Source organism: Priestia endophytica (assembly GCF_026790145.1).
Classification (GTDB): domain Bacteria; phylum Bacillota; class Bacilli; order Bacillales; family Bacillaceae_H; genus Bacillus_I; species Bacillus_I endophytica_A.
On sequence record NZ_JALAMS010000020.1, the window covers coordinates 218,087 to 233,270 of the forward strand.

General features: G+C 38.1%; 13 protein-coding genes. 1 reads left to right on the top strand and 12 read right to left on the bottom strand.

The window, feature by feature from the left end; translation table 11 throughout:
- Positions 1–9 precede the first annotated feature (9 nt).
- From MOC86_RS17425 to MOC86_RS17480, 12 genes are all read right to left on the bottom strand, one after another.
- Positions 10–780, bottom strand: a complete 771-nt coding sequence (locus MOC86_RS17425) for an electron transfer flavoprotein subunit beta/FixA family protein (protein WP_268585262.1) — start codon at positions 778–780, stop codon at positions 10–12.
- Positions 781–808: 28 nt separating this feature from the next.
- The gene (locus MOC86_RS17430; protein WP_243517288.1) at positions 809–1,582 is read right to left on the bottom strand and encodes an enoyl-CoA hydratase; all 774 of its coding nucleotides are present in this window, start codon (positions 1,580–1,582) and stop codon (positions 809–811) included.
- Positions 1,583–1,606: 24 nt separating this feature from the next.
- Positions 1,607–2,188: a TetR/AcrR family transcriptional regulator gene (locus MOC86_RS17435; protein ID WP_268585264.1), complete on the bottom strand. Its 582-nt coding sequence runs from the start codon at positions 2,186–2,188 to the stop codon at positions 1,607–1,609.
- A gap of 180 nt (positions 2,189–2,368) precedes the next feature.
- Positions 2,369–4,045, bottom strand: coding sequence for an AMP-binding protein (locus tag MOC86_RS17440; RefSeq protein WP_268585265.1), 1,677 nt, complete (start codon positions 4,043–4,045; stop codon positions 2,369–2,371).
- A gap of 217 nt (positions 4,046–4,262) precedes the next feature.
- Positions 4,263–4,670: a DUF350 domain-containing protein gene (locus MOC86_RS17445; protein ID WP_111922012.1), complete on the bottom strand. Its 408-nt coding sequence runs from the start codon at positions 4,668–4,670 to the stop codon at positions 4,263–4,265.
- A gap of 16 nt (positions 4,671–4,686) precedes the next feature.
- Positions 4,687–7,050, bottom strand: a complete 2,364-nt coding sequence (locus MOC86_RS17450) for an endonuclease MutS2 (RefSeq protein ID WP_268585266.1) — start codon at positions 7,048–7,050, stop codon at positions 4,687–4,689.
- Positions 7,051–7,087: 37 nt separating this feature from the next.
- Positions 7,088–8,800 (bottom strand): DNA polymerase/3'-5' exonuclease PolX, encoded by a 1,713-nt coding sequence (gene polX / locus MOC86_RS17455; RefSeq protein WP_268585267.1) that lies wholly within the window; start codon positions 8,798–8,800, stop codon positions 7,088–7,090.
- A 235-nt stretch (positions 8,801–9,035) separates the two neighbouring features.
- Positions 9,036–9,575 (bottom strand): CvpA family protein, encoded by a 540-nt coding sequence (locus MOC86_RS17460; RefSeq protein WP_268585268.1) that lies wholly within the window; start codon positions 9,573–9,575, stop codon positions 9,036–9,038.
- 6 nt (positions 9,576–9,581) lie between these two features.
- Entirely contained in the window at positions 9,582–9,842 is a 261-nt protein-coding gene (zapA, locus tag MOC86_RS17465; protein ID WP_019391245.1) for a cell division protein ZapA, read from the bottom strand.
- 329 nt (positions 9,843–10,171) lie between these two features.
- Positions 10,172–12,586 carry a phenylalanine--tRNA ligase subunit beta gene (gene pheT / locus MOC86_RS17470; RefSeq protein ID WP_268585269.1) on the bottom strand — a complete coding sequence of 805 codons (2,415 nt, stop codon included), beginning with the start codon at positions 12,584–12,586 and terminating at the stop codon, positions 10,172–10,174.
- 14 nt (positions 12,587–12,600) lie between these two features.
- Entirely contained in the window at positions 12,601–13,635 is a 1,035-nt protein-coding gene (pheS, locus tag MOC86_RS17475; protein WP_040056904.1) for a phenylalanine--tRNA ligase subunit alpha, read from the bottom strand.
- A gap of 366 nt (positions 13,636–14,001) precedes the next feature.
- Positions 14,002–14,745 carry a TrmH family RNA methyltransferase gene (locus MOC86_RS17480; protein WP_268585270.1) on the bottom strand — a complete coding sequence of 248 codons (744 nt, stop codon included), beginning with the start codon at positions 14,743–14,745 and terminating at the stop codon, positions 14,002–14,004.
- Between the two features lie 130 nt (positions 14,746–14,875).
- Here MOC86_RS17480 and sspI point away from each other — a divergent pair, with 130 nt between their 5' ends.
- Entirely contained in the window at positions 14,876–15,088 is a 213-nt protein-coding gene (gene sspI, locus MOC86_RS17485) for a small acid-soluble spore protein SspI (protein WP_268585271.1), read from the top strand.
- Positions 15,089–15,184 lie beyond the last annotated feature (96 nt).

Below are 15,184 nucleotides of genomic sequence, written 5' to 3' on the forward strand. Positions count from 1 at the left end.
CCTCCTTTTTTAAAGCACTTTTGCTTCTGAGTATAATAGATGAACAAGCTCTTTCACCTGTTCGTGTGATTCACCTTGAAGTATTTTGCCTCCTTCTTTTTCAGGTGGTAAAAACCGTTCAACAACCTTTGTTTTGGCTTCTATTTCTTCCTCTATTTCTAGATCATCTAATTCAATTTCTTCAAGTGGCTTCTTTTTGGCCTTCATAATACCAGGTAAAGACGGATAGCGCGGTTCATTTAGTCCTTGTTGAGCTGTTACAACAAGCGGTAGAGCTGCTTGAATTTTTTCTTCATCTCCTTCTACGTCCCTTATTATTTCCACATCATTCCCCTGGATTTCAATACTTGTGATAGTTGTAACACAGGCAATATTTAAAAGCTCTGCGACTCGTGGACAAACCTGTCCACTTCCTCCGTCAATAGCAACATTTCCACCAATAATCAAATCACATTGCTGTTCTTTTAAATAAGAGGCTAAAATAATGGATGTGGTATATTCATCTTCGCTTTCCATTTCATCTTCTGTATCAATGAGCACGGCTTTATCACAGCCCATTGCAAGCGCCGTTCGCAGTTCTTTTTGAGCATCTTCGTTCCCCAGTGTTACAACCGTCACTTCTCCTCCATGTTTTTCTTTTAAAGAGATTGCTTCTTCTATTGCATATTCATCATAAGGATTAATAATGAACTCTGCTCCATCCTCAATAATCTCTCCTCCATCAAGTGAAATCTTTTCTTCTGTATCAAACGTACGCTTCATTAACACAAAAATATTCATAACTCCACCCCTTTACTGAATATTAAGATTATTTACCTTGGAAGAATGGCTTTCTTTTTTCTAAAAAAGCAGCAATCCCTTCTGAAGCGTCCTCTGAACCGAATACTTCTTTAAATTTCCTTGCTTCTTCTTCTATTCCTTCTTCATAGCGGGCATCTTTAGCATATTGTAAAAGATGCAAAACTGCTTTAATAGTCATAGGACTTTTTCTTGCCATTTGCCCAGCAAGCTCTGCTACTTTTTGAAAAAGCTCATTTTCTTCAAACGCCTCGTTTGCTAGACCTATGCGAACAGCTTCACTTCCAGAAATCGATTGACCTGTTAACATCATTTCACATGCTTTTCCTACTCCGACAAGCCTTGGAAGTCGCTGCGTTCCAGCGAATCCGGGAATAATCCCAAGTGTAAGCTCTGGAAGTCCTAAGCGGGCTTCTGCTGCAACAAACCTCATATGACACCCCATTGCCAGTTCAAGACCTCCGCCTAAGGCTGCTCCATGAATAGCCGCAATAACTGGCTTGGGGTATGTTTCAATCTTGTTCATAAGCTTCTGCCCAAAGCGAGCAAGAGACTCATAATCTTCACTTTTTTGCAGTGCTGTGAATTCTTTAATATCCGCTCCTGCACAAAAAAACTTTCCTTCTCCTCGAAGTACAATAACGCGTGTTTCATCATCTGTTTCAAGTAACGAAAAAGTATTCCAAAGCTCTTTTAAAAGAGCTGTTGATAAAGCATTTGCTTTTGGTTTATTTAGCGTAAGAGTTGTGACGTGCTGATTTTTGTTCATTTGAACGTAAGCCATCATATCCCTCCTATAGCGCAATCTTTATCTTTTACCACCATGAAGTAGAAGCTTATGGACTTTTGGAATAAGTTCTGTAATGTCGTACTTATACTCATTCATCACCCATGTTGTCACAACTTCATCAATTGTTCCAAAAATCATTTGACGAGCAAGACGAGCATCTAGTTCTTCTTGGAACTCACCGCTCTCAATGCCGCTTTCTAAAATTTCATCAATGATTTGAAGGTAGCCTTTTAGAACTTCGTTAATTTGGTTTCTTATATCGCGGTTTGTTTGGCGAAGTTCAAGCTGAGTTACAGCTGCTAAGTGTTGATCTTCCGAAAGAAACGTAATGTGACGCTGAATTAAAAAGAAAAGCTTTTCGGAAGCTGTTTCTTCTTTTTGAATATCCTCTTGAATTCTTTCAATAAATTGCCCCATTTTCTCTTGAAAAAGGGATATGAGGATATCTTCCTTATTTTTAAAATAGAGATAAATAGTTCCGTCTGCTACCCCTGCTTGTTTAGCAATCTTAGATACTTGAGAGCTATGATAGCCGTGTTCGGCAATGACGACAACTGCTGCATCTAAAATTTGTTTGAATTTTGGTCTATTTCGATTCATATTGTTTGCTCCCTTGCTTCATTAATTACCAACAGAGTACACCATATTCTGTACAATTGATTATCATTTTGTTCGATTGAATAAAATGAATGGTTATTCATTCATAATATCATCTTAAAATATCCCGACAAACCTGTCAACAGAATTATCGTGAAATTTGGTTTGAAGGGAAAACACTATCTATTCTTGTCTTTCTTCTTCTATCAAAACACGCCTTAAGATTTTCCCAACAGCTGTTTTAGGTAATTCTTTTCTGAACTCATAGACCTTTGGAACTTTATAGGAAGCAAGAGACAAACGTACATACTTATCAAGTTCTTTTTCTGAACATGATACACCATCTTTTAATACAACAAAAGCTTTGACCGTTTCTCCTCTGTATAAGTCAGGGATGCCAATAACAACGGCTTCTTTTACTTTTGAATACGCGTATAGCACTTCTTCTACTTCACGAGGGTAAATATTATATCCACTCGCAATAATCATATCTTTTTTTCGATCCACAATGTAGAAATAGCCGTCTTCATCAAAATAGCCTAAGTCTCCTGTAAAAAGCCACCCATCTTTCAACACTTGTTTTGTTTCTTCTTCTTGATGCCAGTATCCTTTCATCACTTGAGGCCCTTTTACAGCAATCTCTCCTATTTCACCACATGGTAAAGATTCCCCTGTTTCAAGCGAAACAATTTTAGCATCCGTATTTGGCCAAGGTACACCAACACTTCCTTGTTTTCTTTTTCCCCAGAGGAAATTAGCATGTGTCACAGGAGAACTTTCTGTTAGTCCATAACCTTCTACAAGCTTCCCTCCTGTAAGGTCCTCAAACTTTTCCTGAACATAAGCAGGAAGTGGTGAAGAACCACTTATACAAGCTTTAATCGAGGAAAGATCATATTTTGGTAAACTAGCATTATTAAGCAGTCCAACATAAATTGTGGGAGCTCCAGGAAATAGCGTTGGCTTTCTCTTATCAATTGTTTTTAATACCTCTTTTATTTCAAATTTTGGTAAAAGAACCATTTCATATCCTTCTAGTAGAGATAAAACAAGCACTGTTGTTAATCCATACACGTGAAAAAAGGGCAAAACGCCTAAAATTCTTTCATTTCCTCTTTCACATTTGTAAAGCCATGTTGTACACATCTTCGTATTAGCGACTAAGTTTTGATGTGTCAGCATTACTCCTTTCGGAAAACCTGTTGTTCCTCCTGTATATTGTAAAAGAGCTAAATCTTCGCTATACACTTCTTCTTTTACCGAACTTGCTATTTTTGTTTTTAAAATGGTGGACCATTTATGCGTATCGCTGTCTTCTTTTATGTGTTGGACGGTTTTTTGAGTCTTTTTTTGGAGATATGGATAAAGAAGATTTTTTGGAAAAGGCAAGTAATCTTTGATGGATGTTATAATGAGATGTTCTATTTTTGTTAGCGTTTTCATCTTAAAACCTTTTGAATATAACAAATCTAGCGTAATAAGGAACCTTGCGCCTGAATCTTGGAGTTGGTAGGATAGTTCTCTTTCTGTATAAAGCGGGTTAATAAGTACAACAACTGCTCCTAATTGTAATACGGCATTAAAGGCGATTACAGTTTGAGGACAGTTTGGTAGCATAATAGCCACTCGATCACCTTTACGAACTCCTATCTCATAAAAATAGCAAGAAAGTTGATCAGTTTGGGCAGCTAGCTCTTTAAACGAAAGGGTTTTTCCTAGAAAGTGAATAGCGGGATTTTCTTGAAATTCTTTTGCTGCTTTTTGAAATAGCGATACAAGCGTCGCTTCACCAAGAGTGATTTCTGCCGGTATTTCAGGCGGATAGTGAATCAACCACGGTTTTTCGGATGCTTGAAGCACAAAAAATACCTCCCCAGTTTCGCATTTATTACGCACACTATGTTCATTATACAATGAGGATCCCTAAAAAGAAAAGACTTTCAAAGAAAAACAAGAGAAGAAACATCAAAATGTTTCTTCTCTTGTTTTATGCAATAAACACTATATAAATAATCCCAATTGTCATAAATAAACCGCAAAGAATAAGCAAAAGTTTGGCTAGCTTCTCCATTGTTTATCACCCTATTCCAGCTGAAATAACAAACGACATTCCAATTGAAATGACCATCGATATAAACCCAACGGCTCTGTTGTCTTGCGCAATTTCATGATCAATCTTGAATTTTGGTGTAAGAAATTCAAAAATAAAATAGCTAATTAATAGAAGAATAAAGCCAAAAACTCCCCAGCCAACCATTACAAACAGCGTATTGTGCTGGCTAATTGAGCCTTGAAAAACATTTGCTACGCCAAAGATTTTCCCACCCGTAGCCATAGCAACGGCTAGATTTCCACGCTGAATTTCCTCCCAGTTTTTATAACTTGTCACAAGTTCAAAGATGACAAGAGCTAGAACAATGCATAAAATAACAACGCTATAGTTCGCTGCTGTTAATACATAAGGATTCTCCCAAAATTCCTTCACAGCGGCTCTCACTCCCTTATTTTAGTTCAGCAACGGTCACTCCAGAGCCGCCTTCTGATGCTTCCCCAAAACGAATGCTTTTGACGAAACGATGATTTTTCAAGTAGTCTTGCACACCTGTTCTTAAAGCCCCTGTTCCTTTTCCATGAATAATAGAAACACGTGGATACCCAGCAAGAAGTGCATCATCAATATACTTTTCAACGCGCTGAATAGCATTTTCAAACCGTTCTCCGCGAAGGTCAAGCTCAAGCTTCACATGATAATCTTTGCCTTTTACTGTTGCGAGTGGTCTTGTTTCTACAGCTTTTGGAGAACTAATAAACTCTAAGTTTGACTCTTTTACTTTCATTTTCATAATACCAAGCTGTACTTCCCACTCTGTATCTGATACTTTGTCTAATAGCGTTCCTTTTTGACCGAATGTTGATACTTTCACTTCATCCCCTGGAGAAAGCTTTCTTTCTACCTTCTTCGGTTTCGGTGCCGCTTTCGTGCCTTTTCTTAATGTTGGAACCGCTTCTTCAAGATCTTTTCTCGCTTGAATTAGCTCATGTTCTTTTATTCCACTTTGTTGATTAAGGCGCATTTTGCGCAGGTCTTTAATAATATTCTCCGCTTCGGCCCGTGCTTCCTCCACTGCCTTTGCTGCTTTTTGTTCAGCTTGCTCAAGCAGTTTGTCTCTTTCATTGTTAAATTCTATAATTTGATCCTGCAGTTCACGATGAAGCTGTTCTGCCTCTTTCCTAAATAAAGCAGCTTCTTCCTTTTCACTTTCAGCTTTTTTTCGGCTATCCTCGAGTGAAGCAATCATATTTTCTACCTTATTTGTATCTGCTCCAATATATCCCTTTGCTTCGTTAATAACTTCTTCTGAAAGACCTAATCGGCGTGAAATCTCAAATGCATTGCTTCTTCCTGGAACCCCTAAAAGTAGTTTATATGTCGGACGAAGTGTTTCCACATCGAACTCAACGCTTGCATTCATTACTCCTTTTCGATTATATCCGTACGCCTTCAGTTCAGGATAATGAGTTGTCGCTATAACACGTGCTCCTCTATTGTATACTTCATCTAAGATAGAGATAGCAAGTGCCGCTCCTTCCTGAGGATCTGTTCCAGCACCAAGCTCATCAAATAATACAAGACTCTTATTATCAACACCTTTTAAAATGTTAACGATATTCACCATATGAGAAGAAAACGTACTCAAGCTTTGCTCAATAGACTGTTCGTCTCCAATGTCAGCAAATACATTTTCAAAGACCGCTACTTCAGAACCATCCAAAGCCGGGATTTGAAGACCTGCTTGTGCCATAAGTGTAAACAACCCAACTGTTTTTAACGTTACCGTTTTTCCTCCTGTATTTGGACCTGTAATAACGATGCTCGGGTACTCTCCTCCAAGCTCAATATCGTTTGCTACAACATCTTCTGCAGTAATTAAGGGATGACGTGCTTTTTTCAGATTAATATATCCTTCTTCATTAAGCTTTGGTTTTGAACCTTTTAATTTGTGGCTGTACTGCCCTTTTGTAAACATAAAATCAATTTCTGCTAGCATATCAACGTTAACAGAAAGCTCGCGAGCAACTTCTGCTACTTCTGCCGTAATTTGTGCAAGAATACGCTCAATCTCACGCTTTTCTTCTACTCGGGCCGCTTGAAGCTCATTGTTTAAGTTTACAATTGCTTGTGGCTCAATAAATAACGTTGCTCCTGAGGAAGATTGATCGTGAATAATTCCTCCATATGCTCCGCGATATTCTTGTTTAACCGGAAGCACATAGCGATCATTACGAATCGTTATAATTGCGTCTGAAAGCATTTTTGTCGCAGAAGAGGAACGCGTCATTTGCTCTAGCTTTTGACGAACACGCGCTTCTGTAGAGCGCAGTTTTTGGCGTAATCCTCGCAGTTTTTCACTCGCTCCGTCTAACACTGTCCCATTATCATCAATGCTGTTCTCAATTGTTCGCTCAAGATCTGTTAAGATAATAAAACCTTCAATATACCCTTTCAAAATAGGTAATGAAAGGTCTGTATTCTCTTCTAAACTTTCCATAAATATTGAAAGCTGTCTTGTTGCATAAATTGTGCTTGAGATTTCCAGTAGTTCACTTGCTGAAAGTGTTCCACCGATCTCTGCTCTTTTAGCACTTGCTTTTATATCATGGATACCGCCAAGTGGAACATTTCCTTTCACACGAAGCACTTGAGCGGCCTCATCAGTTGCGTTTTGCCAAGCTTCTACTTCTATGAAACTTATGGACGGGCGAAGACTCTCTACTTTCTCTCGTCCTAGTGAAGATGCTGCATGTTTCAACAGACCTTCTTTAATTTTATCGAACTCTAATGTTTTTAAAATGCGCGCTTGCAAACATGTTCACTCCTTTTAAACCTTTGCTTTCCTTGTATTAATCGTTGCGTTTTAAAAATGCTCTCAATTCTTCTAAAGGATATGTGTTAATAACGCTCTCTTTGCGAATCCAGCCTTTTACAGCTGTCGACACCCCAACTTTCATATCTTCAAGCATGTCCAGATTATGTGCATCTGTATTAATTACAAGCTTTACTCCTTGCTCTTGTGCTTTTTTCAAATGATGAGAAGCAAGGTCTAAGCGATGTGGATTTGCATTGAGTTCAAGTGCTGTATTTGTTTCGTGAGCAAGCTCAATTAACAAATCCATATCAACGTCATATCCGTCTCTTCGTCCAATAAGTCTTCCTGTTGGATGTGCAATAATATCGACATGATGACTATTAAGAGCTGTTTTTAATCGCTCCATAATAACTTCTCGAGACTGAGAAAAACTTGAATGGATAGAAGCAATAACAATATCCATTTCCTGTAGAATTTCATCATCATAATCTAACGTACCATCAGGAAGAATATCCATCTCAATTCCTGAAAGGATTGTGAAATCATCATATTTTTCATTTAGCTTCTTAATTTCTTCTCGCTGTTTACGAATTCGTTCTGGTGTTAGCCCATTTGCCACTTTTAAATATTGGGAATGGTCAGTAATTGCCATGTACTCATAGCCTCTTGCACGGCATGCTTCCACCATTTCTTCGATAGAGTATGCGCCATCACTCCATGTGGAATGCATGTGCACGTCTCCTTTTATGTCTTGAAGAGAAATAAAGCGATCTTCTTTCGTTAGCTTATCTACTTCTGTTCCATCTTCACGCATTTCAGGTAAAATAAACGGCAAGTTAAAGTAGTTATAAAACTCTTCTTCAGATGAAAACGTACGGACTTCTCCTGTTTCTATATTCTCAACACCATATTCACTAATTTTCTCTCCACGTTCTTTCGCAAGCTGTCTCATTCTTACGTTATGATCTTTTGAGCCTGTAAAATGATGAAGCGTTGTTGGAAATGCCTTGTCTTCTACAAGACGAAAATCAACAGATATATCATAAACATCTTCAAGCACAACCGATACTTTCGTATTTCCACTTGCAATTACTTCTTTAATAGACGGCATTGCGAGTAAGCTATCACGAACAAGAGACGGCTCTTCTGTAGAAATAATAAAATCTAAGTCTTTCACTGTTTCTCTCATACGGCGTACGCTGCCTGCTCGTGAGAAACGAATAATGCCTTTCATATCAGCAAGCGTTTCTTCGATTTTTTCCACAAGTGGTAACATAATAGCAAGTGGCAATCGTTCAGGACGTGTCCCATATTCCTCGATTGCAACAAGAATTTTCTCCTCTGTTTTTTTACCGAAGCCGCTAAGTTCCTGTACTTTTCCTTCTTCACAGGCAGCCTTTAATGTTACCATATCCGTAACATTCAGCTGTTGATAAAGCTTTGCAATCTTTTTCCCGCCTAATCCTGGCAAATCAAGAAGAGGAATTAATCCTTCTGGAACTTCTTTTTTTAACTCTTCTAGCACAGTAGATTGTCCATCTTGAATATACTCTTCAATAACAGCACTAGTTCCTTTTCCAATGCCTGCAAGAGAGGTGAAGCTTTCAATTTCACTCAAGCTGCGCTCATCATTCTCAAGTGCACCTGCCGCCTTTCTAAAGGCCGAAATTTTAAATGCATTATCTCCTTTTAACTCCATATATACAGCAATCTTTTCCAAAAGTTTAATAATCTCTTTTTTATTCATTTTCGCACCCACTTCTTATACGTTCTTCTATTGAAGATGATACAAAGTTTTTTTAAAAAGTACAATCTCTGCCTCCTTATAGCCTAGAAGCATATTAACTTTATTATCATATCGTATTTTGCTTATGAAAGCGAAGAAGCTCATTTTACAAGGCTAACCATCTTCTTCTACCCTTTCTTCTTTCTCTCTCTACAAAAGCACATAAAAAAGCTCGACGAAAAATCGCCAAGCTTTTTTATATATCTTTCCCCCATAGCTCTGGAATCATATCAGAGAGATATGGAGTGTGATTTACAATAATCCCTGCAAGAGATGAGTTTTGAACTTGTGCTTGTATACCGCCGACAGGAAGCAGTGCGATAATATACAATACAATAAAAACAATTACATAAATCTCTACAAATCCAAGGATGGCTCCTGCCCATTTATTAAAATGACGCAATATCGGAAGCTGCGCTACAAAATCAAAGAGCGAGCCAATAATATGAATCACCAAATTTGTCAAAAAGAAAAGAATGGCAAATGAGATGATCCGGTAAAATAGCTCTTCTGTATAAGAACTTTGTACAAGAAGAGATACAGCATTTCCTCCTTCAACAGACGGATACGGAATCCATAGCTGAAGTTTTTCAGCAAGAGCTTCATGGTACATGTAAGCTACGAAAATGGAAAGAACAATGCTAACAAGACGAATTACTTGTAGAATTAATCCTCTCTTTAAGCCAATTAAAAACCCGTAGCATAACATTATTAACACTATAATATCGACGAGCATAGTTCTTCATTCCTTCTTATTTATGAGTTCCTCTTCTAATCTTTCAACTTCTTCTTTTAATTTTATATAATCGTTCACAACATTTACAGCTGTTAAGACCGCTAGTTTATTAATATCTAGTTGTGGGTTCTTTAAGTTAATTTCTCTCATCTTATCATCAACGATCGAAGCGACAAGGCGTACATGGCTTGTACTTTCATCACCTATTATATTATACTGTTGCCCATATATGTCGACCGTTGTTCGATTTCTTCTCCGTTTTGACACAAAAGATCCTCCGTTCCCACAAAAATCCTATTCTATATCATAACACGGATGATATGAAGAAGGAAACACCATTTCTTGTAAAATAGCTTCCTTATGTAAAAAATTCTATGACACTCTTTTACTTCTTCATTATAAACATTTACTGTCATTGTGCCACACTCTTAATGTATTTTCTATTTTAAAAATGTAGAACTTTTAAGTAAATACTCTTAATATTCTTTACAACATAACTTTTCAACAACTATACAGGATCAAAATTTACCAGGTCAAGAAATTGATTTTCAGAGAAATAAAAAGAGAGAAGTCAAAGACTTCTCCCTTTTTCTAACTTAAGAACGTAGTGATGCATCAAATTTAGTATGAAGAGCTTCTAATACTTTTTCATGTGTTGAAGTTACTTCTTCATCTGTTAACGTGCGCTCTGGATCTAAGTAACGTAGAGAGAAAGCAATTGACTTTTTACCTTCTTCAACGTGCTCACCTTCATAAAGGTCGAAAACTTTTACATCTTTCAATAGATTACCACCCGTACCACGGATTTCTTGCTCTAGCTTACCAGCTGAAATACCTTTATCAACCACAAGAGCAATATCACGAGTAATAGATGGGAAGCGCGGAATTGTTTCATAAACAACATCCTCAACATCTGCTGAAAGAAGCGTTTGTAAATCAAGTTCAAATACATATGTTTCACGAACATCATAGCGTTTTGCTGTGTGAGGATGAACTTGACCAATAATCCCAATTTCTTTTCCATCTAATGAAATAGCTGCTGTTCGACCTGGATGCATTCCGTCATGCTTACTTGCTTGGAACTCGATGCGTTCTGCTAGTCCAAGAACATCAAATAGCCCTTCTAAAATCCCTTTTACAGTGAAGAAATCAACAACCTTTTTCTCCCCTTGCCACATATGCATATGCCAAAGCCCTGAAACAGCACCTGCTAAATGTTCTCTTTCAGTTGGTAAATCTTGATTTTCTTTTGAAAGGAAAACAGAGCTTGTTTCGTATAGAGCAACAGAATCAAGCTGACGAGCAATATTGTGTTTTACAACTTCTAACAAATGTGGAATAAGGCTTAAACGCAGCGTTGAACGCTCTTCACTCATTGGCATAGCAAGACGAACATATTTTGACACTTCAAGTGCAAACTGCTCGGCTTTTTCTTCACTTGTTAAAGCATACGTAATGGCTTGAAGCATTCCTGCTCCTTCAAGATAGCGGCGGACACGACGGCGTTTTTCTTGATAACTTGTTAACTGTCCTGGCGTTGATTCCCCAACAGGAAGTGTTGTAGGAATATGATCATATCCATATAAACGAGCAACTTCTTCAATTAAGTCTTCGCTAATCGTAATATCTCCACGACGAGTTGGAACTGTTACAGAAATCTGTTCTCCATCTGTAACAGCTTCAAAGCGAAGGCGATTAAAGATGCTTGTTACTTCATCAGATGTAAGCTCTGTTCCAAGTACACCATTAATTTTAGCAAGAGTAACGTCTACTCTTTTCGGCTCGGCATCTAACGTATTTGCCTCAACAACTCCGCTTACTACTTCTCCACCTGCATACTCAGCAATAAGAGCTGCTGCACGCTCAGAAGCCGAACGAACGCGATTTGGATCAATTCCTTTTTCATAACGAGCACTTGCTTCACTTCGAAGACCGTGGTCTTTAGAACATTTACGAATGCTCAAACCAGCAAAGTAAGCAGATTCTAACAAGACATTTATTGTATCATCTTTCACTTCAGAGTCCGCTCCCCCCATTACTCCAGCAAGAGCAATTGGCGTTTCTCCGTTTGTGATAACAAGATGATCCCCTTTTAACGTTCTTTCTTGATCATCTAACGTTGTAATTTTTTCTCCTTCTACAGCATGACGAACGAGAATTTCTTTTGAACCAAGTCGATCATAGTCAAAGGCATGAAGAGGTTGCCCATATTCTAAAAGAACGTAGTTTGTAATATCAACAACATTGTTATGCGGACGAATTCCAGCTGCCATTAGACGTGTTTGCATCCATAATGGAGATGGTCCAATCTTTACATTTTTAATAATGCGGGCAATATAAAGTGGATTATCTTCTTTTGCTTCCACGTTTACTCTAATATAGTCTTCTGCTTTTTCACTGCTTTCTTGAAGCTCAACGCTTGGGTATTTCACTTCGTTATCTAAGATAGCTCCAACTTCGTATGCAACTCCAAGCATGTTTAAGCAATCCGCACGGTTTGGCGTTAAGCCAAGCTCAAGAACATGGTCATCAAGATTTAAAAGCTCAAGTGCATCGCGCCCTACTTCCGCATCATCTGCAAATACAAAGATGCCTTCTTGGTATTCTTTTGGAACAAGCTTACCTTCAATACCAAGCTCTTGAAGAGAACAAATCATACCATGGGATGCTTCACCACGAAGCTTTGCTTTTTTAATTTTGAAATTTCCTGGTAGCACAGCGCCAACTTTTGCTACTGCTACCTTTTGTCCTTTAGCAACATTTGGAGCACCACAAATAATTTGTACAGGTTCTTCTTCTCCAACATCAACAAGACATTTATTTAATTTATCAGCATTTGGATGCTGCTCACATTCTAAAACATGACCAACAACAACGCCTTTGATTCCTTTGTTTAACGTTTCTACGCCTTCTACTTCAATTCCTGTGCGGGTAATTTTCTCTGCTAATTCGTTTGGATCAATTCCTTCTAAATCAATATATTGCTCTAACCAACGATAAGATACAAACATATTAGAACCTCCTCTTATGCTCTTTTAAATTGTGTTGTGAATCGAACGTCGTTTGTATAGAATTCACGAATATCTTCAATTCCGTAGCGCAGCATGGCGATACGCTCTGCACCAATTCCAAATGCAAATCCTTGATACTCTTTTGAGTCAAAGCCAGCCATTTCAAGTACGTTTGGATGCACCATACCTGCTCCTAGGATCTCAATCCAGCCTGTTTTCTTACAAACGTTACACCCTTTACCAGAACATTTGAAACAAGAAACATCAACTTCTACAGATGGCTCTGTGAACGGGAAGAAACTTGGACGAAGACGAATTTCACGCTCTTCTCCAAACATTTTTTTCGCAAATACTTCAAGCGTTCCTTTTAAATCACTCATACGAATGTCTTTATCAACAACAAGCCCTTCAATTTGTGTAAACTGATGTGAATGTGTTGCATCATCATTGTCACGACGATACACTTTACCAGGGCAAATAATTTTAACAGGACCCTTGCCTTCACATGCAACCATTGTACGAGCCTGAACAGAAGATGTATGCGTGCGGAGCAGCGTATCCTCTGTAATGTAAAACGTATCTTGCATATCGCGAGCAGGATGACCCTTTGGTAAATTTAAAGCTTCAAAGTTATAGTAATCTTTTTCAACTTCAGGACCTTCTGCAATGCTGTAACCCATCCCAAGGAATAGATCTTCCATTTCTTCAATAACAGCCGTAAGCGGATGATGATTTCCTGTTTTCACAGGACGCCCAGGTAATGTTACATCAATTGTTTCTGAAGCGAGTTGACGCTCTACTTCTTCCTCTTCTAGACGAGCTTGTTTTGCCGCAATTTGAGAGGCAATTTCTTCACGTACTTCGTTTGCTAATGATCCAATAACAGGACGCTCCTCTGCTGACAGCTTCCCCATGCCGCGAAGAACTTCTGTAATAGGACCTTTTTTTCCCAAATATGCAACGCGAACGTCATTGACTTCTTTTAAATTCTGTGCGCTTTCCACTTTTCCTAACGCTTCTTCTTTCAGCTCTTGCAAACGTTCTTTCATGAACTAACATCCTCCTTTTAACTTCTGTGCTGTATTCTAAAAAACAACAATAAAAAACCCCATCCCTAGAAAGGGACGAGGTTTGATCGCGGTACCACCCTTGTTAATGTATCATAAAGATATCATTCAACTTTATTTCAATAACGGCATTTTACCGGTACACTTTTACATTTAAAATTAAATGGTCCCAGTGCCAACTCGAGAGGTGAACGTTCACTTCGTTTCTCCATAAAAATGCTTTCAGTCACGGCATCTTCTCCCTGATTGTGAAACATAAGCTACTATTCTCTGTCATTGTTTTTACAGCTATATTTTATTTCTTATAGAACTATTATAGGTAAAACATATGCAGGATGCAACAAAGGATTAAACGAAATGATAAAGGACAATGCCTGCTGCAACTGCTACGTTTAACGATTCACTTTTCCCGATAATCGGAATGTAAAGGTTTTGAGTTGTCATCTCTAAATATTCTTCCTTTACACCACTTCCTTCATTCCCAAGCAGAATAGCAAACTTTTCACTTTTTTCAACTTCACGATATGGTAAAGCGTTTTTCAAAGATGTACCATACACGGGGACTTCTCTTTCCTTAAGCGCAGAAATAAATGCATCAAGGTCTTCCCTAATAATTGGCACATGAAATAGAGCACCTTGTGTAGAACGAATTGTTTTCCCGTTATAAAGGTCTACTGTTCCTTTTCCTAATACAACAAGCTCAATACCAGATGCTTCTGCTGTTCTAATAATCGTCCCTAAGTTTCCAGGGTCTTGAATACCATCAATTAATAAAATTTTTTCGGCAGTTTCCCCTTTATCTTCTTCTCTCATTTCACAAACCGCTAGGATTCCTTGTGTTGTTTCAGTATCCGCTATTTCTCTAATAAGTGAACTAGGAACAATATACACTTCACATTCCTTCACATCCCAATGGCTTGGAAGTGCAATGTCTTCACTCATAATGAGTTCGCGAACACCGTGCTTTAAAGCTTCTTCAACAATATGATAGCCTTCAACGAGAAAAAGGCCTTCTTTTTCTCGCTCTTTTCGTGTTTTTAACTTCTTCCACGCTTTTATACGCGGATTTTTTACTGAGTCAATTCGTTTCACAATATATCTCCTTCTACAGCATTTGTTGCTGATTCAATGTCTGCTTCTAAAAGTATGCTAACAATACATATAATTCCTTTCACCTGAAAATAATAAAACTGTTCATTACAATGTAACGAGGTGATAAAGAATGGATTTAAACTTGCGCAATGCTATTATATCGAATGTATCCGGTAATTCTCAACAAGAGCTTGAAGCAACAATTAAAGATGCAATCGAAAGTAAGGAAGAAAAAATGCTTCCTGGTCTTGGTGTTTTATTTGAAATCATTTGGGAACATTCAAATCGCGAGGATCAAGAAGAGATGCTTTCAACCCTTGAACAAGGATTAAGTAGCGAATAAAAAGGGAGCTCATATGAGCTCCTTTGTTCTTAGCTAAATGTCATTTCATTTACTTGGTCACGGTCAAGTCTCTTCACAACGTCGGTACTCAACGTC

Bases quoted from the DNA above. Each gene is read 5' to 3' on its own strand.
- MOC86_RS17425 (WP_268585262.1), bottom strand. From the start codon at position 780: ATGAATATTTTTGTGTTAATGAAGCGTACGTTTGATACAGAAGAAAAG.
- MOC86_RS17430 (WP_243517288.1), bottom strand. From the start codon at position 1,582: ATGGCTTACGTTCAAATGAACAAAAATCAGCACGTCACAACTCTTACG.
- MOC86_RS17435 (WP_268585264.1), bottom strand. From the start codon at position 2,188: ATGAATCGAAATAGACCAAAATTCAAACAAATTTTAGATGCAGCAGTT.
- polX (WP_268585267.1), bottom strand. From the start codon at position 8,800: ATGAATAAAAAAGAGATTATTAAACTTTTGGAAAAGATTGCTGTATAT.
- MOC86_RS17460 (WP_268585268.1), bottom strand. From the start codon at position 9,575: ATGCTCGTCGATATTATAGTGTTAATAATGTTATGCTACGGGTTTTTA.
- pheT (WP_268585269.1), bottom strand. From the start codon at position 12,586: ATGTTTGTATCTTATCGTTGGTTAGAGCAATATATTGATTTAGAAGGA.
- pheS (WP_040056904.1), bottom strand. From the start codon at position 13,635: ATGAAAGAACGTTTGCAAGAGCTGAAAGAAGAAGCGTTAGGAAAAGTG.
- sspI (WP_268585271.1), top strand. From the start codon at position 14,876: ATGGATTTAAACTTGCGCAATGCTATTATATCGAATGTATCCGGTAAT.